Consider the following 21915-nt stretch of genomic DNA (forward strand, 5'->3'; position numbering starts at 1 on the left):
AAACGTAGCGCGAGGGGATAGAACATGACCGGAGTCTTCTACGACTGCGCAGGCGACAGGACCGTGGCGATGTCGCGCGCGATCAGGCGGGCCGTGGCTTTTATCGAGAGTTCGTTCGCGCAGCCCGTCAGCCTCGCGACGCTCGCCGGCACCGCCGGGTTGAGTGTTTCGCGCTTCGCCACCCTGTTTCGCAAAGAGGTGGGTATTTCGCCTCATCGCTATGTGTGTCTGGTGCGAATCCAGCACGCTAAACGGCTATTGCGTGACGGCGTCCCGCCCTGTGAGGTCGCTGCCGAAGTCGGATTTTTCGATCAAAGTCACCTTGGCCGACACTTTCGGCGCGCGGTCGGCGTGACGCCGGGGCATTTCGTTGCTTCGCCAGAAGCGGGCAGCGCATTCAGATAGAGCCGCAGGCTATCAGAGCAAAGGGACGCGACTATTGTCGATTTGTTGACTCCCCGCTCGTCGTGCGTATGGGCGGCCGTGTTGCGATGCGCTGCCAACCGGCACCTACTGTGCGTGTGCAAACAAGGAGATTGCAAATGAATTACATCGATGGATTTGTTGTCCCCGTACCTACGGCCAACCGCGAAATTTACAGGCAGTTCGCCGAAAGAGCGGCGGCCGTCTTCAAGGAGTACGGCGCGTTGAAGGTGGTCGAGTGCTGGGGAGATGACGTGCCAGAGGGCAAGGTGACGTCGTTCCCAATGGCGATCAAGCGCAAGGATGATGAGACGGTGGTGTTCTCCTGGGTTGTCTGGCCGTCGCGTCAGTCTCGAGACGAAGGGATGAAAGCGGTGATGGCCGACCAACGGCTGCAACCGGGAAAAGATCCAATGCCTTTTGACGGTCAGCGGCTAATCTATGGCGGTTTCGAAGTGATCGTCGACGCGTGATGGCGTAAAAATATGGCGCCGGTTCGAGTGAGACGCGAGCCGACGCCGCTGTCCGGCATTGAACATCCGCAGTCCATGAAGCATTACGCTTCCCCGAAACCCCCGCCACCCGGCGTTTCCACCACGAACACGTCGCCCGCGGCCATCTCGACGCTGGCGATATGGTCCAATGCGACGATCTCGCCGTCCGCGCGCTCGACGCGATTGCTGCCCCGCCTTCCCGCGCGTCCACCTGCCGCGCCGAAAGGCGCGTGAATGCGGTTGTTCGAGAGAATCGACGCGGTCATCGGCGCGAGAAAGCGGATGCGCCGGATCGCGCCGTTACCGCCGCGCCAGCGTCCCGCGCCGCCCGAGTCCGCGCGGATCAGGTGCGACTCGAGCCGCACGGGATAGCGCCATTCGAGCACTTCGGGATCGGTCAGGCGCGAGTTGGTCATGTGCGTCTGTACCGCGTCGACGCCGCAGAAGCCATCGCCCGCGCCGCTGCCGCCTGCGATCGTCTCGTAGTACTGGTAGCGCGCGTCGCCGAACGTGAAGTTGTTCATCGTGCCCTGACTGGAAGCGACGATGCCCAGCGCACCATAGAGCGCATTCGTAATCGCGGACGATGTCTCCACGTTGCCCGAGACCACCGCTGCCGGATAAACCGGATTGAGCATCGAGCGGTCCGGGACGATCACCGAGAGGGGCTTCAGGCAACCCGCGTTGAGCGGGATGTCGTCGCCGACGAGCGTGCGGAACACGTACAGCACGGCTGCCATGCAGACCGCCTTCGGCGCGTTGAAGTTGTTCGGCAGTTGCACGGACGTTCCGCTGAAGTCCACGGTCGCACTGCGCGTCGCAGCATCGACGCGAATCGCGACGTCGATCACCGCGCCGTTATCGAGTTCGTAACGGTACGCGCCGTCCTTGAGGGCGCCGATCACGCGGCGCACCGCTTCTTCGGCATTGTCCTGCACGTGCTGCATGAAGGCGAGCACCACGTCGCGGCCGAATTGCGCGACCATGCGGCGCAGCTCGTCCACGCCCTTCTGGTTCGCTGCGATCTGCGCGCGCAGATCGGCCATGTTCTGTGCGACGTTGCGTGCCGGATAGCGGCCCGATGCGAGCAGCGCGCGTGTTTCGGCGTCGCGCAGCACGCCCGCTGAAACAAGCTGCCAGTTATCGACCAATACGCCTTCTTCTTCGATATGCGACGAAGCGGCCGGCATCGAACCGGGTGTGATTCCGCCGATATCCGCATGGTGGCCGCGCGAGCCGACGTAGAAGAGCGGCTCGGCCGAACCGTCCGCGAACACGGGCGTGATGACGGTCACGTCGGGCAAATGTGTGCCGCCGTGATACGGGTCGTTGAGCATGAACACATCGCCGTCGCGCATCGCGCCGCGATTTCGCTCGATGACGGTCTTGATGCTCTCGCCCATCGATCCCAGATGCACGGGCATGTGCGGCGCGTTCGCAATCAGATTGCCCGCAGCATCGAAGATCGCGCACGAGAAGTCGAGGCGCTCCTTGATGTTCACCGAATACGCCGTGTTTTGCAGACGCAATCCCATCTGCTCGGCAATCGACATGAACAGATTGTTGAATATTTCGAGGCGCACGGGGTCGGCCTCGGTGCCGATCGAGCGGCGCGTGGGCAGCGGTTGCACGCGGGTCATCACCACGTTGCCTTGAACGGTCAGCACCGCCTGCCATCCCGGCTCGACCACGGTTGTGCCGTTCTTTTCGGCGATGATCGCCGGGCCGTCGAGCGTGTCGCCTGCGCACAGCGTTTCGCGCTGGTAGAGCGATGCGTCGTGCCAGCTACCGCTCGAATACATGCGCACAACCGACTGCGCATGGGGCGCGTCGCCTGCCGCGCGCTGCGGCAGGCTGCCGGCATCGACTGGCGCGTCGGCATGGCCGATCGCTTCGACGCAAGCGAGTTCCGCGATGAGCGGCGTATCTGCCATCAGGAACGCATAGCGTTGACGATACGCGGCTTCGAAAGCGGCGCACATCGCATCGACGCTGCCCGCTGGCACTGCGAGCGATGAATCGGTGCCCTGATAGCGCAGATGGACACGTCGCTCAGTCGTGATACGCGCGGCGTCCACGCCCTGTTCGAGCAGTGCGCCGGTTGCATCGGCCGCGAGCGCATCGAGCGCGGCTTCCAGCGTCGCAAGCGATGAGTCGTCGAGCGAGATTTCGAGCGCTCGCTCGCGCATCGCCGTCTGATCCGCGAGGCCCATGCCGTAAGCGGAGAGCACACCGGCAAGCGGATGCGCGAACACCCGCGTCATGCCGAGCGCGTCGGCCACACCGCACGCATGCTGGCCGCCCGCGCCGCCGAAAGTCGTCAGCACATACTGCGAGACGTCGTGGCCGCGTTGCACTGAAATTTTCTTGATCGCGTTAGCCATGCTGCCAATGGCGATCTCCAGGAAACCTTCGGCGAGCTCTTCCGGTGTGCGACGCTGACCCGTAGCCGCGAAGATTTCATCGGCGAGTGCCCGAAAGCGTTCAGCGACGACCTCGCGATCGAGCGACTCGTTCGCGTTCGGACCGAAGACGCGCGGGAAATAGTCGGGCTGAATCTTGCCGAGCATCACGTTGCAGTCGGTGACCGCGAGCGGGCCGCCGCGCCGGTACGCCGCCGGACCCGGATTGGCGCCCGCCGAGTCGGGGCCGACACGCAGCCGGGCGCCGTCGAAGCCGAGCACCGAGCCGCCACCTGCCGCCACGGTATGGATGCTCATCATCGGCGCGCGCATCCGCACGCCTGCCACCTGCGTTTCGAATACGCGCTCGAACTCGCCGTTGAAGTGCGAGACGTCCGTCGACGTGCCGCCCATGTCGAAGCCGATCACGCGCTCGAAGCCCGCTGCCTGTGCCGCGCGCACCATGCCGACGATACCGCCCGCCGGGCCGGAGAGAATCGCATCTTTGCCCTGAAATACATCGGCGCGTGTCAGTCCGCCGCTGCTTTGCATGAACTGCAGGTTCACGCCCGGCATTTCGCTGGCGACCTGATCCACATATCGGCGCAGGATGGGCGACAGATAGGCATCCACCACGGTCGTATCGCCGCGCGAGACCATCTTCATCAGCGGCGAGACTTCGTGGGACACCGAGATCTGCGTGAAGCCGATTCGGCGCGCCAGATCCGCAAGCTCGCTTTCATGCGACGTGTGGCGATAACCGTGGATCAGCACGATTGCGAGTGCGCGGATGCCCCTGTGGTAGACCTCGCGCAGTGCGCGCTCCGCTGCCGCGTGATCGAGCGTCGCGACCACTTCGCCTTGCGCGCTCACGCGTTCGTCGATTTCCACCACGCTCTCATAGAGCGCTTCCGGCAACGCGATGTCGAGATCGAACAGGCGAGGGCGGTTCTGATACGCGATCCGCAACACATCGCGCGCAAGCCTCGCGTGGTGACGAGCGCTACCGGCTCGCCCTTGCGTTCGAGCAGCGCGTTGGTCGCGACCGTCGTGCCCATTTTGACCATCTCGACGTCGCGCGACGTAATGGGTTCTCCGGCTCGCAGGCCAAGCACATGGCGAATCCCGGCGACAGCCGCATCGCGATACTGCTCCGGGTGTTCGGAAAGCAGCTTGTGCGTGGTGAGCGTGCCATCCGGGCGGCGCGCGACGATATCGGTGAACGTGCCGCCGCGGTCGATCCAGAACTGCCAGCGGGACGGCGTGCAAACATCGGAGGCGTGATCGTGCTTCATGGTGTCGTGGTCGTGATGCGAAAGTGGTAGTGGTGTGCGCAAGGTGAAAATCAGGCCGATTCGAGTTCGCGACCGCGCGTCTCGGGCAGCGTAAGCGCGGCGATGATCAGTACGCCATACGCGGCCACGGCGAAAATCCCGATGCTCGTGCCCAGGCCGAAGCGGCTCGACAGCACGCCGATCAGCACCGGAAACAGCGCCCCGATCGCGCGGCCGACGTTGTAGCAAAACCCCTGGCCCGAGCCGCGCACACGGGTCGGAAACAGTTCGGTGAGAAACGCGCCCATGCCGGAAAAAATGCCCGACGCGAAAAAGCCGAGCGGAAAGCCGAGCCACAGCATCGATGCATTCGTGAGCGGCAACGAGGTATACGCGAAGGCAATCGCCATCGAGCCCAGCGCGAACAAAATGAAGTTCGGCTTGCGGCCGATGCGGTCCGTGAGCCACGCGCTGCACAGATAGCCCGCGTACGAGCCCGCGATGATCGTCGCCAGATAGCCGCCCGTGCCCATTACCGTGAGATGACGTTCAGTCTTGAGGAAAGTCGGCAGCCACGTCGTGATCGCGTAGTAGCCGCCCTGTGCGCCCGTCGTAAGCAGTGCGGCGCGCAGCGTCGTCGAAAGCAGCCTGGGAGAGAAGATCTCAGTGAAGCGCGGCGTGTCCTGAGTGTCGTACTGCTGAACCCTGGCCTGTTCGAATACTTCAGGTTCCTTCACATAGCGGCGGATCGCGAGCACGAGCAGGGCAGGCACGAGTCCGATCAGGAACAATGCGCGCCACGCGATTTCAGGCGCCAGCACGGAGAACAGCACCGCGTAGAGCAGGGCCGCCATGCCCCAGCCGAGCGCCCAGCCCGACTGCACGAGACCGACCGCCTTGCCGCGGTCGCGCGCGCGGATCACCTCGCCGATCAGCACCGCGCCCGCCGTCCACTCGCCGCCGAAGCCGAAGCCCATCAACGCGCGAGCCGCGAGCAACTGGCCGTAGTTCTGCGCGAGGCCGCATAGGCCGGTGAACACGGCGAACCACAAGACGGTGAGCTGCAACGTGCGCACACGGCCGATGCGATCGGAAAGAATGCCGGCAATCCAGCCGCCAAGCGCAGAGGACAGCAGCGTCAACGTGCCGATGAAGCCGGCGTCCGCGAGCGAGATGCCCCAGGTAGCGACGAGCGTCGGGATGACGAAGGAAAGCATCTGCGTGTCCATGCCGTCGAGCATGTAGCCGACCTTGCAACTCCAGAACGCGCGACGCGCGTGCGGACCGGCTTCGGCATACCAGGAAAGCTGCGGGCTTCCCGTTCCTGACTTCATGTCGGCGGCATCGTCGACGCTCGCCGTGAGTGTCTTGCTGTCCATCTGCTGCTCCTATGGATAGACGCATGCGAAACGATCGAAGCCACGCACGAACGTAGGGATGCGTCATTCCCTCCGGGCCGCGCGGCCCGATGGCTTCAAGGTGCTGTGAATCGCTTGTTGCACGACGGCGCGGCGCGCCGCCGGGACGGTCAGAAAATAGCCAGCGACGCGTTAGTGATATCCGTCATCAGCATGTGGCCCGGCGCGTGCGCAACCGCGAGCGGCAGCTTCGCGGCCATCAGTGCCGTTTGCGGCGTCACGCCGCAAGCCCAGTAGACAGGCAGTTCGCCCGAGCGGACCGTCACCGGGTCGCCGAACTCGGGGCGCGCGAGATCGACGATGCCGAGTTCCGCTGGATCGCCAATATGCACGGGCGCGCCATGCACGCCCGGAAAGCGGCTCGTGATCTGCACGGCACGGATCGCGTCGGCGCCGCGCAGCGGCCGCATCGACACGACGAGTTCGCCGCCGAACACGCCCGCCCGCTGGTTGGGGATGCTGGTGCGGTACATCGGCACGTTGCGGCCTTCTTCGACGTGGCGCAGGCCGATGCCTTCCTTCGCGAGCATGTGCTCGAACGAGAACGAACAGCCAATTGCAAATACGACGAAATCGTCCTGCCAGAGCGCTTCGATCGATTCGACGCGCTCGCTCAGGTTGCCGTCGCGATAGACGTTGTACGCGGGCACGTCGGTGCGGATGTCGATGTCGCGCCCGAGCATCGGCACGCGGAACTCGCCAGGCTCGCCCACGCCGAGCAGCGGACATGGCTTCGGATTCGCATGGCAAAAGCGCAGGAAATCGTGCGCGTGCGCAGCGGGCAGGATCGCGAGATTGGCTTGCGCGTAGTCGCCGCAATGGCCGGCCGTCGGGCCACGGAAGTCGCGGTGACGGACGGCCTGGCGGAATTCGGATGGAGTCATGGTGTTAGCGTGCTCTGGCGGTTGCATCGGATTGTCTGCGGTGGGCGATGCGCCTTGCCTACCGTCAGGCGAAGCATAGAAAAGAAGAAAATTTGACGCCAGCTAGTTTTCTTTGCGCCAGGTGAATAGAATTTCTTAACGGAATCGCGGGTTTTCCCGAGTCACGTTGAGATTTTTGGAGCGGTTTGCTTCCATTGCACTGCCCACCTTTGACTGATGAATACGCGCTTCCTCGAAACCTTCGTCACGCTTGCCAAGCTGCGCAGTTTCCGCACTACGGCGACCGCGCTTCACGCCACGCCGGCGGCGATCTCGCAGCGCCTGAAGGCACTGGAAGACGAATTGCATACCGTGCTCGTCGATCGCGAGAGCCGGGAATTTCGGCTCACGCCGAACGGCGAATATCTGCTCGGCTACGCGAAGGCCGTGGTCGAGGCGACGCGCCAGTTGCAGGCCGCCGCGTCACATGAAGGCGCGATGCGCGGCAAGTTGCGACTCGGCGTGATCGAGACGGTCGTGCATAGCTGGCTTGCCGACTATCTGCGGCGGCTCTCGAAGGACTATCCGCAGCTCGAAGTGGAGCTTGCGGTGGACGTGAGCGTGGTACTGCAGCGGCGTCTGATGGCGGGCGAACTCGATCTCATCGTTCGCGTGGAAGGCAGCGACGAGGAATCGATCGTCTGCGATGCGCTCGCGAACTATCCGGTGCACTGGATCGCGCGCGCGGGGCTGCTACCGCCTTCGCGCAGCGGACTCGCGAAACGCGTGCTGCGTCATCCGATCCTCACATTCGGGCGCGGGACGGCGCCTCATCGCGCGCTGGAGGACATCGTCAGCAAGCTCGCACTCGCCAACGGCGTGCCGCTCGCGGATACGCGCATTACGGGTTCGCCATCGATTTCGGTGATCGTGCAACTCGTGCGCGATGGCTTCGGCGTGGCGGCAATTCCGCGTCTGTTCGTCGATGATCTGATCGCGCGAGGCGAGGTGGTCGAACTGCCGCTGCAGCCCTCGCCGCCGTCCATCGTGGTGTCGATGTCCCGACGCGCGGATGCGCCGCTTTTCGTGCACGGCGCAGCGAACGCGGCACGTGCGGCGTGTCATGAATACTGCGAGCAGGGAGACCGACGCCTGATCGAGCGGCTATAGAGCCCGGCTCTTGCGGACTCTGGAGGCGGCAAGCGACCCGGGAAGAGTCATTCGACCCCGCGCTCCAGATCGTTGACGACTTCGTCGATCCTGGTCGAGGCGATTGTTTGGCACGTGCGGTTCGAGTTCAAGCGTTTCCACAGGGGCAAGGACGACGCGTTTTAGCGAAAAACAGCGAATTCAGTCCTTTCGCATGCGTGCAACCAATGCGAGCAAGCGGGCATTCATTTCCGCAGCCTGCAAATGCGCGTGCCAACCGTGACCAGGAAGCAGCCATTCGAAGCGATACGCGGCCAACTTGCCGAGCGATTCGGTGAGCGCTGTCCACGAGTACCAGCACGCGTCCCTGAACGCGACGAGGTCCTGCTGGCGTGGGCTCCAGGCAAGCGAATCCCCCGAGAACAGCACGCGATCATCGAGCTGGTACACGACGCTACCCCGAGTGTGCCCGGGTACAGGGATCGCGCGCACGCCGGCCGCAATGTTCAGTGCTGAACCGTCGTCGAGCAGATCCGTCGCGTATGGGGCAGCCGACACGTCCTCGCGGTGAATCCAGACGCGCGCGCCGAATTGACGCGCGTATTTGTCCGCGTCTGCGACGTCGTCACGATGCGACAGCAGAATGTGCGCAATACCGCCAGCGCCGTCAAACCATTTCACGAGTTCCGCCGCATAGCGCGGGGAGTCGATGAGCAGATTGCCTTCCGGACGCGCGGCAAAATAAGAATGTGCGCCAAACGACGACCGTGCGTTGAATCCACAGCGCCACACGCCCGATGTGATCTGCTGCGGAAAGATCGCCGCGTTCGGACGAGGCTGTTTCGTTTCGCTGCGTACCGACGCCGTAGGGCAGACGAGCACCGCACGCCAGGCATCAAGCTGCTCTTCCGGTGTGGCCGGCTGCCGAACGAAGACACTCTTGTCGTTGCGCTCGACAATCAGCCCAGGCGCGACGTGACGAGATGCACCGCAATTGATGCATGCAGTGTCGATGTACCACTCTCCTGAAGCAGAGTCGGTATTACGTATGGGCTTCATCTGATGCTCCCGGGCTGACGTGCGCATCCGCCGGCTCGACGCTCGCTGGCGTCTCGCGGTCGTTGGAGGGATTGTTACACGATCATTGACGTACAGGCGCAAACGGCTCGTTCGCCACGCCCTTGTTCCGCTACGAAGCCTTGTCTGCGTTTGGCGCGTGATTTACCACGGCTGGCTACGCTTGCCGCAACAGACACCCCTACGCGGCACTTCGTCTGCTCCTGGCGCGGCCGCTTCTGCTCGTCGAAGTAACCAACTCCTCTGCTGTGAGGAAAAATTGACTGTTGTCCGCGAGGCGCGCAACGATGAAGTCGATGAAGGTTCTCACGCGCAGCGGTTGTTCCGTCCGGCGACGGTAGTAGACGTAAATCGACTCGCGCTGGGTCAAATGCTGAGTGAGCAAAGGCACGAGCCGTCCAGCCCGGATGTGTGAGACGGCCGAGAAACTTCCAGGCTGCCCAATTGCCACGCCGGCCAGTACCGCTTCGGTTTCCGCGTCGATATCGTTCGAACAGACCGAAGCAGCCATCTCCCGATACACAATCTCCCCGCCCACCATAAATTCCCACGGCGCCTGCTTGCCGGTGTTCGCACGCCGGTATCCAGAACAACGATGCGCATCGAGCTCGTCCACGGTTTTCGGCGTGCCGTACCGTTCGAGATAGGCTGGCGACGCGCATACGATCAACTGAATCGGTAGCAGTCGCCTGGCAATTGCCCCCTCGGAAGGCGGGGACCCGCCGCGGAAGCCGACGTCGGCGCGATCGCTGACGAGGTCCGTGAAATGATCGTCGAAGCGAATATCGATCTGCACGTCAGGGTATAGCGCCGCGAACTCAAGGATCGATGGCCAGAGTACCGTTCGCCCGAGCGCCGTCGGAGCGCTTAGCCGTAGGGGCCCCGCAACTTCTTCCCCTGAACGGCGAGCATCGTCAATCGCGGACGACAACATAGCGAGCGCTGGCTCGACACCTTGCAATAGTCTTTGCCCCTCTTCGGTCAGACTCAACTTTCGCGTTGTCCGATGAAACAGCCGGACGCCAAGCGACTTTTCGAGCTGCATGACCGCGTGGCTCGCGGCCTGCGGCGAGATGCCCAGGTCCGCAGCTGCCCGACGGAAGCTGCCGAGCGTTGCTGCGCGGACGAACACCGAAATCGCCCGGACCTCATTCATGGCTGAGTCCATTCGCAAATATTGGTTGATTATGAGTCTAGCATTCGATGCCTGGTAGCTGTTAATCGCGCGCCCTATGCTTCTCTTCACGTTCACCACGAAACGGGAGCAAATCATGAGCAACGCTACGAAGCACGAGTTCAAGCGCGTCTGGTTCGTTACGGGCGCCTCACGCGGGTTAGGCGCACTGATCGCACAAGCGGCCCTGGCGGACGGAAATGCAGTGGTTGCGGCGGGACGCAACGTTCGGGCGATCATTGAGCGTCTCGGCGAATCACCTGCGCTGTTGCCGGTCGCGCTCGACGTAACTGACGAGGAGCAGGCCAAAAGAGCCGCGCAGGCAGCTTTGGCAAAGTTTGGCAGGATCGACGTGTTGGTCAACAACGCCGGCTTCGGACTGCTCGCAGCCGTAGAGCAATCGGCCGACGCAGACGTGCGTCGCATATACGACACCAACGTTTTTGGACTGCTCAATGTCACGCGTGCGGTGCTGCCAGTGATGCGGGGACAGCGCTCGGGCCATGTGATCAACGTGTCCTCGATCGGCGGCTATCGCTCGGCGGCGGGATTCGGGGTGTATTGCTCGACGAAATTCGCCGTCGAAGGCATTACGGAAGCGCTCCACGCGGAGTTGAAGCCACTCGGCATTCACGCGACCGTCGTTGAGCCCGGCTATTTCCGTACCGATTTCCTCGATGCGTCGTCGCTCGTCGTCGGCAAGGAGGTCATCGACGACTACGACGAGACGTCGGGCAATGTGCGTCGATTCGCTGAAGGAATGAATCACAATCAACCGGGCGACCCGCAGAAGCTTGCGAAGGCCCTCGTCACGCTTGTCGATGTACCGAGACCGCCACTGCGTCTGCCGCTCGGAACCGACACGCTGAAGGCGATAGCTGAAAAGAACGCCTATGTGGCTACGGAAACTGAAACGTGGAAGGCACTATCGGCGTCAACCGATTTCTCAGACTGAGTTCTCTCGAGATGACGAACGTGTAGCGCGGTTGCGCTGCTGAGTAGTGCCCATTTCTATCTCAATCCCGCCTGGATAAGGGGAGTCTGTGATGTCCATAAACGCTGAAGTGCGCCCGCCCATCCCACCGTTCACCCTTGAATCCGCAATCGAGAAGGTTCGACTTGCAGAAGACGCTGGCAATTGGTTCCGCTCCTACGGAAACGAGAACTGGGAGTTTGGACCTGATGGTCTGACGCACCACCGGTATGCCTGTATCAACGACATGCCGATCAAGGCAAGCGATCGCAAGTTCCATTCGCCGCTGGGTCGCCGCCCCGACGATCACCCAGGTCTGAGCGAGCTGGGTCTTTGAAAAATTGCGCTGAGCACCGTCGTTGGTCGATACGATGAGCAAGATCAGGACGAGTTCCACCAGAATCGCGGATATCACCGGGATCATCGAAGGGATCGCCTTCCAGACCAAATTCGCGCGCGCCGTGCAAAGCCTTGTCTCGCCTGGCTCTGAGCAAACGCGCACTTTCTGACCCACCAGTTAACCCCCGCAACGCGATCATCACGCGCCGGACTGGACGGGACCGCGCAGGAATGAATTCGGCCCGATCGCTGCTCATCGACCCTGTTAGTTTTTGCGTTGATAGCGCCGCCATAGCCTCATGATTGCGATATAAGCCACTACAGCGACGACCAACCAAACCGTCAGCATCACCGGGACATAAACATCATCGGCTTCACGCAGGCCAAGGCCGTTGGCGATGCTCAACCACCTAAGCGCCTCACTCTCTGGCATCGGCCCATTCCGGCCAATGTAGCGCGCGGATAGAAGGAATAGGCCGATAAAGAGCGCGACCTTGAAAAGCCTACGGACAAGTGCGGCCGTCACTCGCTATTTCTCAATGTGGCTTTTTGCCGCGATAGCGCCGCCATAGCCTCATGATCACCACATAGGCAAGCGTCGCCACGATTAGATCAATAGTCACCCAGACCACGAAATACAAATCTTCGGGATCGCGGATGCCACGCCAGCGCGAAGCACGCCACCATACCACCGACTGGCTTTCAGGCATTGGCCGGGGGTACGTGTGGACATGCGGCACGGAAAGGCAGAACAGGCCGATGAACAGCGCGACCTCGAACAGCCTACGGACAAGTGCGGACATCATTCGCTATTTCTCAACGTTGCCTTTTGCCGCGACAGTGCCGCCATAGCCTCATGATCAGCACATAGGCAAGCGTCGCCACAAGCAGATCAGCCAGCAGCATGACCGGGATGTATAAATCATCCGGGTCGCGAATGCCAAGCCGATTTGCAGCGTGTAACCACGCAAGCGCCTGCCTTTCCGGCATCGGTATAGGGTATGTGTGGACGTAGGGCACGGAAAGGCAGAACAGGCCGACAAATAGCGCCACCTTGAACAGCCTACGGACAAGTGTTGCCATACGTGATGACCTCAATTGTTCCGTAGGCGCGAAGCCCCGAATTGCCGGCAGGAATGGTCATGGTGTGCAGCAGCGCGTTACGGATTCTCAGAAAATCCGTGCGGCTCGGAAGCGTAATACAGCCGAGTGAAATACCTTCGCCGCCTGCCGGATGCAACCGGAATTGTCCGCGCTTGGCACCATCAATCCATGTCACGTCGTCAATGAGTCCATCATCCCGATACAGTGCGAACCATTCGCGATGATGTACCGCACTCCCAATCGCTGAATTAACTGTGTCCTTTATCGAAGCCCAAGCTTGAGACCCGATACCGCCAGTGGGCCGGTCTACGATCCAGTATTTTCCGGCAGGGATCGGACCGTTACTTGGCACAGCCGTGCAGCCACCGCGATTGCGGTATTGATCGTTTCCAGAATACGCGTCGAACGTGCCGACACCGAAAATTGTGAGCGGTGAAAACTGCTCGTTGTTCACCAAAACTTACCCTGATAGGCCATTGTCACGCCCCCTTATCCGCGCTCATTCCACGAATCGGTGTATTTGATATTGCCATCAAGGTAATGCCACGTGATGCGGTCGTACATCATGGAGACCGCTTCAACGTGATTGAGTGCGGTTGCCTGCGCCAGCCTGGTATTAGCCATGCCGGGGTTGATGCCACACACTTTCACACCTTCGATCGTGATCACGAAATAGACTTCCTCTTTGCCTGCATCGTTGATGCGATACCACATGATCTCGGCGGACTGCAGCGTTTGCCCCTTCGCCACGGCCTTGTAAAGATAAGGCGTCGCCGCATCGAACTCCTTTTCGAACGCAATCGGCGAGTGCGCACGCGCGCCGGTGATTTTGCCGTTGGCCGCATCGACCGGCAAATTCACGCCGTGGCTGAAGCCGATAATTTCGATACTTCCCTCGCGATCCTGAACGGTTGACGAGCCTTTGATGTCTGCGCCGCCATCATCTTTCAGCCACATATGGGCAGGAATTGGCATCTTGAATTTTTCCTTGAATGGTCAAATGAGCGCTGCATGGTTACGACCTCATTTTTAATAAGGTATGCGCTACGAACGGACAATTTTTTACCCGGCTACGCAAACATTTGCAACGGGGATGCTATGCACTATCAATACCTTGACGTGATTTAACAAACATCGGAAGTGTGACTGCGATCTGATCGAGCGCAGCGCGCAGGCAAAAAAAGACCCGCGCGATGCGGGTCGGGTGGATGTCCTGCGATCCATTGATTGACCCCGCTTTCACGCCAGCGCACCGCCGCCACGCCGACCTTGATGGGTTTGGGGAACTTGCCTTGCGCGATCTTCAGATAGATCGTCGATCCGGTCAGGCCGATACGCTGCTCGACCTCCGCGCGGCGTAGCAGGGCGCTCATTCATGCGCTGTGTGACCTCTTATCGCCGCGAGCCACCGGAAGGGTTGCCAGACCACGGCGATGCCCGCGCCACGAAAGAGTATGGCTTGGCCGAGCTCGACGAAATGCGTGGTGGGCGCGGCGAGCATGACGTTCTGCACGAACTGCGGCATGCTGCGCGCGAGCGTGGCCATGAAAATGCCCATCGAAGTGGTGGCGAACAGGTGCAGCGCCGCGCCAGCGAGAAAGAGCGCGACCGATCCTTGAATCGGTACGTGCAGCGCGCCGCGCACGATGAAGGTGAGCGAGAGCGCCGCCGCGGCGACGGCGGCTCGTCCGACACGCGTGTGGCCGCGACGCAGCCGACCTATCGGAAGCATGTGAGTGAAAACCAATGCGCTCAATGAGTTGAGCGAGTCATGAGCCTGTTGTCCACAGGCTTGTGCCCAGCTTCTGTGGGTATCTTGAGTGGTTTATCGAAACGCCTGCAGAGAAGGTCGAACGGGGCGTGAGGACATCGTTTCCGTCTCCTCAAAGTCACGCCGGCGGGGCCGTTCACGGAACTCGGGGCGGGCAGCCGCTAGCTCGGGCGGCTGCCGTTACGACAGAAGCGATCTGGATAACAGGCTCAGAAAAAACACGCAGCTCTAACCGCTGATAATGCCCAAAACGGAAGTTATCTGGTTAAATTCCCGGAAGCCAGTCGAGTTCGTCCACATATACCGTCGATGCTCGCGCGCGGCAATCTACCCGCTGTCCAATATAGGGATCGTCAAGACACATGGAGAATCTTCTCGTCGAAATCAGTCCGGGCAGATGGGCCTTCCTGCTGGATATGCTCACCGCGTTCTCGATTCATCTGGGCGCCGCTGCGGGCATACTGGTGATCGGATGGTGGGTCGCGCGCCGCGCTTCGATGTCGCTGAGCCGGCTCCTTGCGCGTCAGTCACGCATGGACGCCACGCTGCGACCGATCCTCTGCGACATCGGCCTGTGGGGCATTCGCATTGTCGCGATCGTCGGTGCGCTGTCGCAGTTAGGCATCCAGACGGCCAGCATCATTGCCGTGCTTGGCGCAGCCGGTCTTGCGGTCGGTCTCGCGCTGCAAGGCACGATGCAGAACATCGCGGCCGGCATCATGCTGCTGGTGTTGCGGCCGTTCAAGGTCGGCGACTATATCGAGGGCGGAGCCGGCAGTGTCGCGGGCACGGTCGACGAAGTCAATCTGTTCACGACGCGTCTCACCAAACCCGACGGCATCTGCGAATACGTGCCGAACAGCGCGTTGTGGAGCAATTCGATCCGCAACTTCAGCCGTAATCCGATGCGCCGGCTCGATCTCGAAGTGGAGATCTCGATCGGTGACGATGTGGATCGCGCGCTTGAGGCGCTGCGCACGCTCGCCGCGGCCGACCCGCGTGCGCTCCGCGATCCCGCGCCGCAGGTGATGGTCATCCGCTTCGACGACAGCACGGCGGTGCTGAATATCCGCGTCTGGTCGAACACGGACATGTTCTGGACCATGCGCTGGGAACTCGCGCGCCGGGTGCGTCAAACACTGACCGACGCGCAATGTTCGCTGCCGTTGCGCACCCGTGAACTGCACATCGTGCCGAGCGCGACGGCCGCGTCGGCAACCGGCGCAGCCGCCGGTCAGGCAGGGTCATCCGCGATCAGAAAACCGGAGCAGGGGGTGTAACCCGCGGTTCTTCGATCTCGCGGCATAGCGATCGCAGTTGTTCTGCGTTCCTTGCCGCGACAAAACCCTGCATGCAATGTCGTTCATCGTCTTTCCGATTCGCTCGCGACGAGCGGCGGTAGCGGGCAGTCGAGCGTATCGCAAATGGCGCGGAGCAGCTCCGCTTCACGGACGGTGACCTGCTGGTTCGCCACGATGCAGCCCGCGCAGGCGGCGACAATCCGCTGCTTGATGGCCGGGATGGATTGATCGAGCGTTTGCAGGGCCGCGTCGAAACCGGCGAGGGTGCATTTCTCGCGGGGCGGCAAGCGGTGGGTGTGGTCGCCGCCAATGTAGCCGCGCATGCCGGTATCGAAAGCCCGGGCGGCCTGGTCGGGTTCCGGCTGGCCTTCCCAGGCCAACAGCGCTAACACCGTCGCCACCGGCTGCGCCAGTTTTTGCGGCGAACTGTGCATTGGACGAGTCTGACGCTGCGGCAGGAACTGGGCGTCGAGATGGCGATGCAGCACACAGCGGAGCGTGTACTCGAACAGGCTCAGCCGCTGGTCGGCGATCACTAGCATCTCGACCTGGGCGCGGAAAGCCCGGTGCTGGCGCGGCGACATCTGCCGCAGGGCTGGCAAGGTCAGGTCCAGCAGCGGCAACCGATGCGTGTCCGGCAGTACCTGGACAGGGACAACCAGCCGCAAGGCTTCCGCGAAGTCCTGGGGCTCAGCGTCGGCCTTCAGCTGGGTCAGCTGGAGTTCCCGCAGGTCCGCCCGCGGGTCCATGAGAAGAGCATAGACCAGGGCGCGAGCACTGAACGGCTCCTGTGCGGCGACCCGGAGCACCTCGGGCATGCTGTCGTGCAGCTCGTGGGCGTAGTCAATCACTTGTGGATCAATGTGGCCGACGCGGGACGCCGCATCGGCGGCGAAGCCCAATACCGGCACCGGCACCTGCGGCAGCCCCGGTAACGTGGGAACCCCGGCGAACGGCGGGACGCGGCTGGGGCGGGTGCCCTTGAGTTGTTCCCGATCGACATCGACCGGTCGCACTTCCGGGAACTGGCCGTCGAACGGGGGATTGAGCCGGCGGATGCGCTCGACGAGGGGCGGGTGGGTGGCCAGCAGTCCGGCGAGCCCCTCGCCGGCGAAAGCGTTGGCGAAAAACATGTGACCAGCCTCGGCGGCCCGGGGGGTGTCGATGCGCGACCCCTCGGCCAGCCCGCCGATCTTCTTGAGTGCCCCGCCAATCCCGTCGGGGTTGCGCGTGAATTGGACGGCGCTCGCGTCGGCCAGGTACTCGCGCTGCCGGGACACCGCTGCCATGATCAGCCGACCGAAGAACGCTCCCACCAGTCCCAGCACAAACACGCCCAGGCCCAGTAGCACCATGCCGCCGCGGGAATCCTGTCTTCCCGACGAGCGTGCGCGGGAAGCGAACATGAGGCTGCGGCCGATGATGGACAACGCCATGATCCCAAAGATCAGGCCGATCAGCCGGATGTTGAGCCGCATGTCGCCGTTGAGGATATGGCTGAACTCGTGCGCCACCACGCCCTGCAGCTCGTCACGGGTCAAGTAGTCGAGGCAGCCCTGGGAGACGGCGACCACAGCATCGCCCGGGGCGTAGCCGGCCGCGAAGGCATTGATGCCGGTCTCCGGCAGAACATATACGGGGGGCACCGGCACTCCCGCAGCGAGGGCCATCTCCTCGACCACGTTGAGCAGCCGCTTCTGCCGCGCGTCGGTGCTCGTGCCGGGCACCTCCTTACCGCCCAACATCAAGGCGACGGCCTGCCCGCCAGAAGCGAGCTGGGACACCTTGAGCGCGCTGGCACCGCCGACCAGGATGCCCACCGCCGGCGCCGCGAGCAGGAGCATGTCAGGTTGCCACCAAGACACGGGCTCGTGAGCGCCATACATGCTGAGCGCCACCAACAGACCGTACACGAGGGCGATCAGAATCAGGATCGCGAGGACGAAATAGACCACCAGCTGGAAGGTCTTGCGCCGTGCCGAATCCTGCTGCTGAAAGAAATTGGTGGCCATGGTCGGCGCGGTTTTGAGAGCGTGAAGCACACGGAGCCGTGGCGGTTCCGGTTACCGGAACGACACCTTGGGCGCTGCGCGCTCGGCCTCTGTGGTTTCGAGCAGTGACGCTTCCTTGAAACCAAACATGCCGGCCACCATGACGGCTGGGAAGACCTCGCGCTGGTTGTTGTAGTCGGTGGCGGCGTCGTTGAAGGCTTGCCTCGCGAAGCCGATCTTGTTCTCGGTCGAGCTCAGTTCCTCCTGCAGGGCGAGCATGTTCTGGTTGGCCTTGAGGTCCGGGTACGCTTCGGATAGCGCAAAGAGCCGGCCCAGAATGCCGCCGAGCTGGGCCTCGGCCTCGTTAAACCCCCTGATGGCCGCCGGGTCGCTGGGGTTGGCGGCGACTTTCTGCTCGGCTGCCATCGCGCTGTTGCGGGCCTTGATGACGGCGTCGAGCGTCTCCCTTTCGTGACCCATGTAGCCCTTGACCGCTTCGACTAAGTTCGGAATCAGCTCGTAGCGGCGTTTGAGCTGCACGTCGATTTGGGCGAAGGCGTTCGCGAAGCGGTTCCGGGCGACCACTAGCCCGTTGTAGATGCCCATGAGGCGGAGCGCGAGCAGTAGCCCGACGCCCAGCAGCACGAGCAGGGTGACGACGACGGGACTCATTGGCCGTGACCTCCGACGAGAGGACTGCTGGTTTGGACCATCGCGCGACTATGGAAACAGGATAAGTGAAATGACATTTAATTCAATCAATTCGTGAAACTGTTATAAGACAAAGGGTACGAATTAAGCGTGCTCCATCAATTGCCGGGTACTGGAGTAAAGAGGGCGCAGTCCGCGTGTGTGCGACGTTTTTTCGAAGACGCTTTTCCACGATGGCGATCTGTGCGGAGAGCGTCGTAATGACCGCGACGTTCGCGCGGACCGCGAGCGCAACGTCGTCGGCGAGATGCAGCTGGTCGACAGGACGCGATCGACGAGCGGCAACTCATGCTGCCGTTTAAAACCGCCGTTGGAAGTGGTGACGCGTATTACCTCACCAGACCGGGAGATTCCGACCAAGCGGCGCAGGTGCCGGAACTCCGCACCTGCCTGGAAAGCAGGCTGCCAAAACTCACCTGGCCGGGTATCCAGTTCAAGACACTGAGCTAGCGCCTGAGCCTTCGGTCGACTCATTGAGACGATCAGGAAAGGGCGAACTTCGTTACGCAGAGCGGGAGCCTCCCGAGGGGTAGCTCGCCAGCAATGCAGAGCAGCGCTCGCGCAGGAAGGCATTCAACGCGCTGATCGTCGGTGTCAGTTGCGCACGGTGAGCACAAATCAAGTGCAGCGGCGAAGGCTCGCAATACGCCGGCGGAAACAACTCCACCAGTCGACCTGCCTTCAGATCGTCGATGAGGTCCAGTCGCGACTTGTAGACAAGGCCTTCCCCGGCTATCGCCCAGCGACGAACTGCATCGGCATCGTCGCTGATGCGATTACCCGTGACTGCCACTGTGCGTTCGCCGCCAGGCGGGGTAAAGCGCCAGATCCGAGACCCTAACCTGGTGGATACCCTGAATCGGCGACATTTTCAGAAATTGCGCTTGCGCCAAAATTCGACTTCCCGCATCTTGTCTAGACAAGACGAAACCGCGATTGGCGCGCTACCGTAATGAAGTTTTCGGCAATCCAAGGAGTGTGGACATGCAGGCGAAGTGCAGATGGTTGGTCAAGAGTTTGATCGGTGTCGCGTTTGGAGCGGCGGCGCTTGCGGGCAACACCGCCGAGGCGAAGGACTGGACGACAGTGACGATCGCCCTCGAAGGCGGCTACGCGCCCTGGAACATGACGCTGCCGGGCGGCAAGCTGGGCGGCTTCGAACCCGAACTCGCCGCTAACCTGTGCGCGCGGGCGCAACTCAAGTGCAATCTCGTGGCGCAGGACTGGGACGGCATGATTCCCGGCTTGCAAGCCGGAAAGTTCGATGTTCTGATGGATGCGATCTCGATCACGCCAGAGCGCGAGAAGATCATTGCCTTCTCGAAGCCGTATGCGTCCACGCCGGCGACCTTCGCGGTCACCGACACGAAGATCCTGCCGAAGGCAACCGGCAACCCGGCGCCGCTGAAGCTCGACACCGACGCCAAGTCGAACGCGCCCGCCGTCCAGGCGCTGCGCACGGCGCTCAAGGGCAAGACCATCGGCATTCAGTCGGGCACGGTCTATACGCGCTTCATCAACGAGAACTTCAAGGATGTCGCGTCGATCCGCGTCTACAAGACCTCGCCGGAACGCGATCTCGATCTGTCCAATGGCCGCATCGACGCGTCGTTCGACGATGTGACGTACTACGCCGCAAATGCCGACAAGAAGGAAGCGGTGCCGACGGTGACGGCCGGCCCGAAGATCGGCGGCCTGATCTGGGGGCCGGGCGAAGGCCTCGCGTTCCGCAAGCAGGACGCGGACCTGAAGGCGAAGTTCGACGCGGCGATAACGTCGGCGATTACCGACGGGACCGTGAAGAAGCTTTCGGAGAAGTGGTTCAAGACCGATGTGACGCCCTGAGCGTCGCTCACAACGTGACCGCGCGCTTCGGCCTGATCCGGCTCGAAAGGCTGATGCCGCGCGGCTTGTTTCGCAGGCTTGGTTGAGGTGGCGTGATGGCTCTTTTCGAAATGCTCGGCTTCGGGACCGATGGCTGGGGCGGCCTGCTCCTGCTCGGTGCGTTCATGACGGTGGTGCTGACGCTTGCGGCGCTCGCGATCGGCGCGGTATTCGGCGCGCTCGTCGCAGCGGCAAAGCTCTCGCGTTTTCGCACGGCGCGCGTGATCGGCGACTTCTACACGACCGTCTTCCGCGGCGTGCCGGAACTGCTTGTCATCTATCTGTTCTACTTTGGCGGCTCGACGCTGGTGTCCTCGATCGGGCAGTGGTTCGGTGCCGACGGCTTCATCGGCGTGCCGCCGTTCGTGATTGGCGCGTTCGCGGTCGGCATGATTTCCGGCGCGTATCAGACGGAGGTCTATCGCGCCGCCGTGCTAGCTGTCTCGCGCGGCGAACTCGAAGCTGCGCGCGCGATCGGCATGCCGACGCTCACCATGGCGCGCCGCATCCTGATTCCCCAGGTGCTGCGATTCGCACTGCCGGGTATCGGCAATGTGTGGCAGTTGAGCCTCAAGGACTCGGCGCTGATCTCGGTCACCGGTCTCGTCGAATTGCTGCGTGCCAGCCAGGTCGCGGCGGGATCGACACACCAGTACTTCCTGTTCTTCGTCGTTGGCGGAGCGCTCTATCTCGCGATGACGGGCGTTTCGAACCGTGTGTTCGGCCGGGCGGAGACGATCGTCGGCCGCTCCTTCAAGCGCAACTTCGCGCGCAACTGACGCAAGGGCGGCCTCATCATGCATATCGATTTCGATTTTCTTCTCGACACGACGCGCCAGCTCGTTGCCGCCGTGCCGACCACGCTGAGCCTCTTTTTCACCTCGCTCGTGCTCGGCGGCCTGCTTTCGCTCGTGATCGTCACGATGCGCGTCTCGCCGCACTGGCTGCCTAACCGCTTCGCGCGCGCCTATATTCTCGTGTTCCGCGGCTCGCCGCTGCTGATCCAGATGTTTCTCGTCTACTACGGGCTCGGACAGTTCGGCGTGATCCGCGAAAGCTTCCTGTGGCCCGTGCTGCGCGAGCCCTACGTGTGCGCCGTGCTCTCGCTCGCGCTGTGCACGGCGGGCTACACCGCCGAGATCATCCGCGGCGGCCTGATGGCCGTGCCGGTCGGGCAGATCGAGGCAGGTCATGCAATCGGCCTGTCGGGCTTCGCGCTGCTGCGCCGCGTGATCGGCCCCATCGCGTTGCGGCAGTGCCTGCCCGCCTATTCGACTGAAGCCGTGCTGCTCGTCAAGTCGACGGCGCTCGCAAGCCTTGTCACCGTCTGGGAAGTGACAGGTGTCGCGCAACAGATCATTCAGCAGACCTATCGCACGACGGAGGTGTTCACGTGCGCTGCGCTGATCTATCTATGCCTGAATTTCCTCGTGGTGCGCCTCATCGGCCTCGTCGAGCGGCGCCTCTCGCGCCATCTGCGCGCCGCGCCCACCGTCGTGCGCCGCCCCGCCACGCAACTCGAAACCCGCCGCGTCGCGTCTTGATCGGCCCATCTTTCCGGAGAATC

The 21915-nt window shown here is 62.4% G+C and carries 23 protein-coding genes and 3 pseudogenes; 11 read left to right on the plus strand and 15 right to left on the minus strand.

What is annotated here, in order from left to right; all coding sequences use genetic code 11:
• The first annotated feature begins 69 nt into the window (after nucleotides 1-69).
• Nucleotides 70-405: an AraC family transcriptional regulator gene (locus tag OKW37_RS40275; protein WP_316251738.1), complete on the plus strand. Its 336-nt coding sequence runs from the start codon at nucleotides 70-72 to the stop codon at nucleotides 403-405.
• A gap of 137 nt (nucleotides 406-542) precedes the next feature.
• A complete protein-coding gene (locus OKW37_RS40280; RefSeq protein WP_184033060.1) occupies nucleotides 543-896 on the plus strand; it encodes a DUF1428 domain-containing protein in 354 nt (117 codons plus the stop codon).
• A gap of 83 nt (nucleotides 897-979) precedes the next feature.
• Here the strand turns inward: OKW37_RS40280 and OKW37_RS40285 are convergent.
• From OKW37_RS40285 to OKW37_RS40295, 3 genes and pseudogenes are all read right to left on the minus strand, one after another.
• A pseudogene (locus OKW37_RS40285) lies at nucleotides 980-4614 on the minus strand (hydantoinase B/oxoprolinase family protein).
• Nucleotides 4615-4664: 50 nt separating this feature from the next.
• Nucleotides 4665-5972 carry an MFS transporter gene (locus OKW37_RS40290; RefSeq protein WP_429402480.1) on the minus strand — a complete coding sequence of 436 codons (1308 nt, stop codon included), beginning with the start codon at nucleotides 5970-5972 and terminating at the stop codon, nucleotides 4665-4667.
• A gap of 149 nt (nucleotides 5973-6121) precedes the next feature.
• A complete protein-coding gene (locus OKW37_RS40295; RefSeq protein WP_429402479.1) occupies nucleotides 6122-6922 on the minus strand; it encodes a putative hydro-lyase in 801 nt (266 codons plus the stop codon).
• Nucleotides 6923-7111: 189 nt separating this feature from the next.
• Here OKW37_RS40295 and OKW37_RS40300 point away from each other — a divergent pair, with 189 nt between their 5' ends.
• Nucleotides 7112-8044 carry a LysR family transcriptional regulator gene (locus OKW37_RS40300; RefSeq protein WP_184068182.1) on the plus strand — a complete coding sequence of 311 codons (933 nt, stop codon included), beginning with the start codon at nucleotides 7112-7114 and terminating at the stop codon, nucleotides 8042-8044.
• 180 nt (nucleotides 8045-8224) lie between these two features.
• Here the strand turns inward: OKW37_RS40300 and OKW37_RS40305 are convergent, their stop codons facing one another.
• Complete coding sequence (locus tag OKW37_RS40305; protein WP_429402478.1) at nucleotides 8225-9082, minus strand: MBL fold metallo-hydrolase; 858 nt, start codon at nucleotides 9080-9082, stop codon at nucleotides 8225-8227.
• A 199-nt stretch (nucleotides 9083-9281) separates the two neighbouring features.
• Nucleotides 9282-10256, minus strand: a complete 975-nt coding sequence (locus OKW37_RS40310) for a LysR family transcriptional regulator (protein ID WP_429402477.1) — start codon at nucleotides 10254-10256, stop codon at nucleotides 9282-9284.
• 115 nt (nucleotides 10257-10371) lie between these two features.
• Between OKW37_RS40310 and OKW37_RS40315 the strand changes: the two genes are divergently transcribed.
• The 3 genes from OKW37_RS40315 (at nucleotide 10372) to OKW37_RS40325 (ending at nucleotide 11756) form a co-directional block, all read left to right on the plus strand.
• Entirely contained in the window at nucleotides 10372-11229 is an 858-nt protein-coding gene (locus OKW37_RS40315) for an oxidoreductase (protein ID WP_429402476.1), read from the plus strand.
• Between the two features lie 91 nt (nucleotides 11230-11320).
• On the plus strand, nucleotides 11321-11584 hold the full coding sequence (locus OKW37_RS40320; RefSeq protein WP_429402475.1) for a DUF1348 family protein: 264 nt from the start codon (nucleotides 11321-11323) through the stop codon (nucleotides 11582-11584).
• 34 nt (nucleotides 11585-11618) lie between these two features.
• Complete coding sequence (locus tag OKW37_RS40325) at nucleotides 11619-11756, plus strand: hypothetical protein (RefSeq protein ID WP_429402551.1); 138 nt, start codon at nucleotides 11619-11621, stop codon at nucleotides 11754-11756.
• A 95-nt stretch (nucleotides 11757-11851) separates the two neighbouring features.
• On the opposite strand, the gene OKW37_RS40330 is transcribed toward OKW37_RS40325, so the two are convergent.
• From OKW37_RS40330 to OKW37_RS40360, 7 genes and pseudogenes are all read right to left on the minus strand, one after another.
• Nucleotides 11852-11992, minus strand: coding sequence for a hypothetical protein (locus OKW37_RS40330; RefSeq protein ID WP_429354424.1), 141 nt, complete (start codon nucleotides 11990-11992; stop codon nucleotides 11852-11854).
• Between the two features lie 130 nt (nucleotides 11993-12122).
• Nucleotides 12123-12389 (minus strand): hypothetical protein, encoded by a 267-nt coding sequence (locus tag OKW37_RS40335; RefSeq protein WP_429355232.1) that lies wholly within the window; start codon nucleotides 12387-12389, stop codon nucleotides 12123-12125.
• 13 nt (nucleotides 12390-12402) lie between these two features.
• On the minus strand, nucleotides 12403-12669 hold the full coding sequence (locus tag OKW37_RS40340) for a hypothetical protein (RefSeq protein WP_429354425.1): 267 nt from the start codon (nucleotides 12667-12669) through the stop codon (nucleotides 12403-12405).
• Nucleotides 12650-13167 (minus strand): annotated as a pseudogene (locus tag OKW37_RS40345) (DUF2778 domain-containing protein). The gene OKW37_RS40340 and the pseudogene OKW37_RS40345 overlap by 20 nt, the downstream one beginning before the upstream one ends.
• Nucleotides 13168-13179: 12 nt before the next feature.
• Nucleotides 13180-13665, minus strand: a complete 486-nt coding sequence (locus OKW37_RS40350) for an Hcp family type VI secretion system effector (protein ID WP_429402474.1) — start codon at nucleotides 13663-13665, stop codon at nucleotides 13180-13182.
• A gap of 149 nt (nucleotides 13666-13814) precedes the next feature.
• Complete coding sequence (locus tag OKW37_RS40355) at nucleotides 13815-14063, minus strand: helix-turn-helix transcriptional regulator (RefSeq protein WP_429402473.1); 249 nt, start codon at nucleotides 14061-14063, stop codon at nucleotides 13815-13817.
• Nucleotides 14060-14383 (minus strand): annotated as a pseudogene (locus tag OKW37_RS40360) (hypothetical protein); the annotation flags it as partial. The pseudogene OKW37_RS40360 and the gene OKW37_RS40355, both read right to left, overlap by 4 nt.
• Nucleotides 14384-14823: 440 nt before the next feature.
• Between OKW37_RS40360 and OKW37_RS40365 the strand changes: the two are divergent.
• A complete protein-coding gene (locus OKW37_RS40365; RefSeq protein WP_429402472.1) occupies nucleotides 14824-15741 on the plus strand; it encodes a mechanosensitive ion channel family protein in 918 nt (305 codons plus the stop codon).
• A gap of 83 nt (nucleotides 15742-15824) precedes the next feature.
• Here the strand turns inward: OKW37_RS40365 and OKW37_RS40370 are convergent, their stop codons facing one another.
• Nucleotides 15825-17774, minus strand: coding sequence for a M48 family metallopeptidase (locus OKW37_RS40370; protein ID WP_429402471.1), 1950 nt, complete (start codon nucleotides 17772-17774; stop codon nucleotides 15825-15827).
• A gap of 51 nt (nucleotides 17775-17825) precedes the next feature.
• A complete protein-coding gene (locus OKW37_RS40375) occupies nucleotides 17826-18425 on the minus strand; it encodes a LemA family protein (RefSeq protein ID WP_184058641.1) in 600 nt (199 codons plus the stop codon).
• Between the two features lie 327 nt (nucleotides 18426-18752).
• On the opposite strand from OKW37_RS40375, the gene OKW37_RS40380 reads away from it, so the two are divergent.
• A complete protein-coding gene (locus OKW37_RS40380) occupies nucleotides 18753-18914 on the plus strand; it encodes a hypothetical protein (protein WP_429402470.1) in 162 nt (53 codons plus the stop codon).
• A 52-nt stretch (nucleotides 18915-18966) separates the two neighbouring features.
• On the opposite strand, the gene OKW37_RS40385 is transcribed toward OKW37_RS40380, so the two are convergent.
• Nucleotides 18967-19293: a LysR substrate-binding domain-containing protein gene (locus OKW37_RS40385; RefSeq protein WP_429355234.1), complete on the minus strand. Its 327-nt coding sequence runs from the start codon at nucleotides 19291-19293 to the stop codon at nucleotides 18967-18969.
• A gap of 155 nt (nucleotides 19294-19448) precedes the next feature.
• Between OKW37_RS40385 and OKW37_RS40390 the strand changes: the two genes are divergently transcribed.
• From OKW37_RS40390 to OKW37_RS40400, 3 genes are all read left to right on the plus strand, one after another.
• Nucleotides 19449-20309 carry a transporter substrate-binding domain-containing protein gene (locus OKW37_RS40390; RefSeq protein ID WP_429402469.1) on the plus strand — a complete coding sequence of 287 codons (861 nt, stop codon included), beginning with the start codon at nucleotides 19449-19451 and terminating at the stop codon, nucleotides 20307-20309.
• Between the two features lie 95 nt (nucleotides 20310-20404).
• Nucleotides 20405-21127, plus strand: coding sequence for an ABC transporter permease (locus OKW37_RS40395; RefSeq protein ID WP_018422333.1), 723 nt, complete (start codon nucleotides 20405-20407; stop codon nucleotides 21125-21127).
• Between the two features lie 18 nt (nucleotides 21128-21145).
• Entirely contained in the window at nucleotides 21146-21892 is a 747-nt protein-coding gene (locus OKW37_RS40400) for an ABC transporter permease (RefSeq protein ID WP_184012210.1), read from the plus strand.
• Nucleotides 21893-21915 lie beyond the last annotated feature (23 nt).

Source organism: Paraburkholderia sp. MM5482-R2, assembly GCF_050436125.1.
Lineage (GTDB): Bacteria > Pseudomonadota > Gammaproteobacteria > Burkholderiales > Burkholderiaceae > Paraburkholderia > Paraburkholderia tuberum.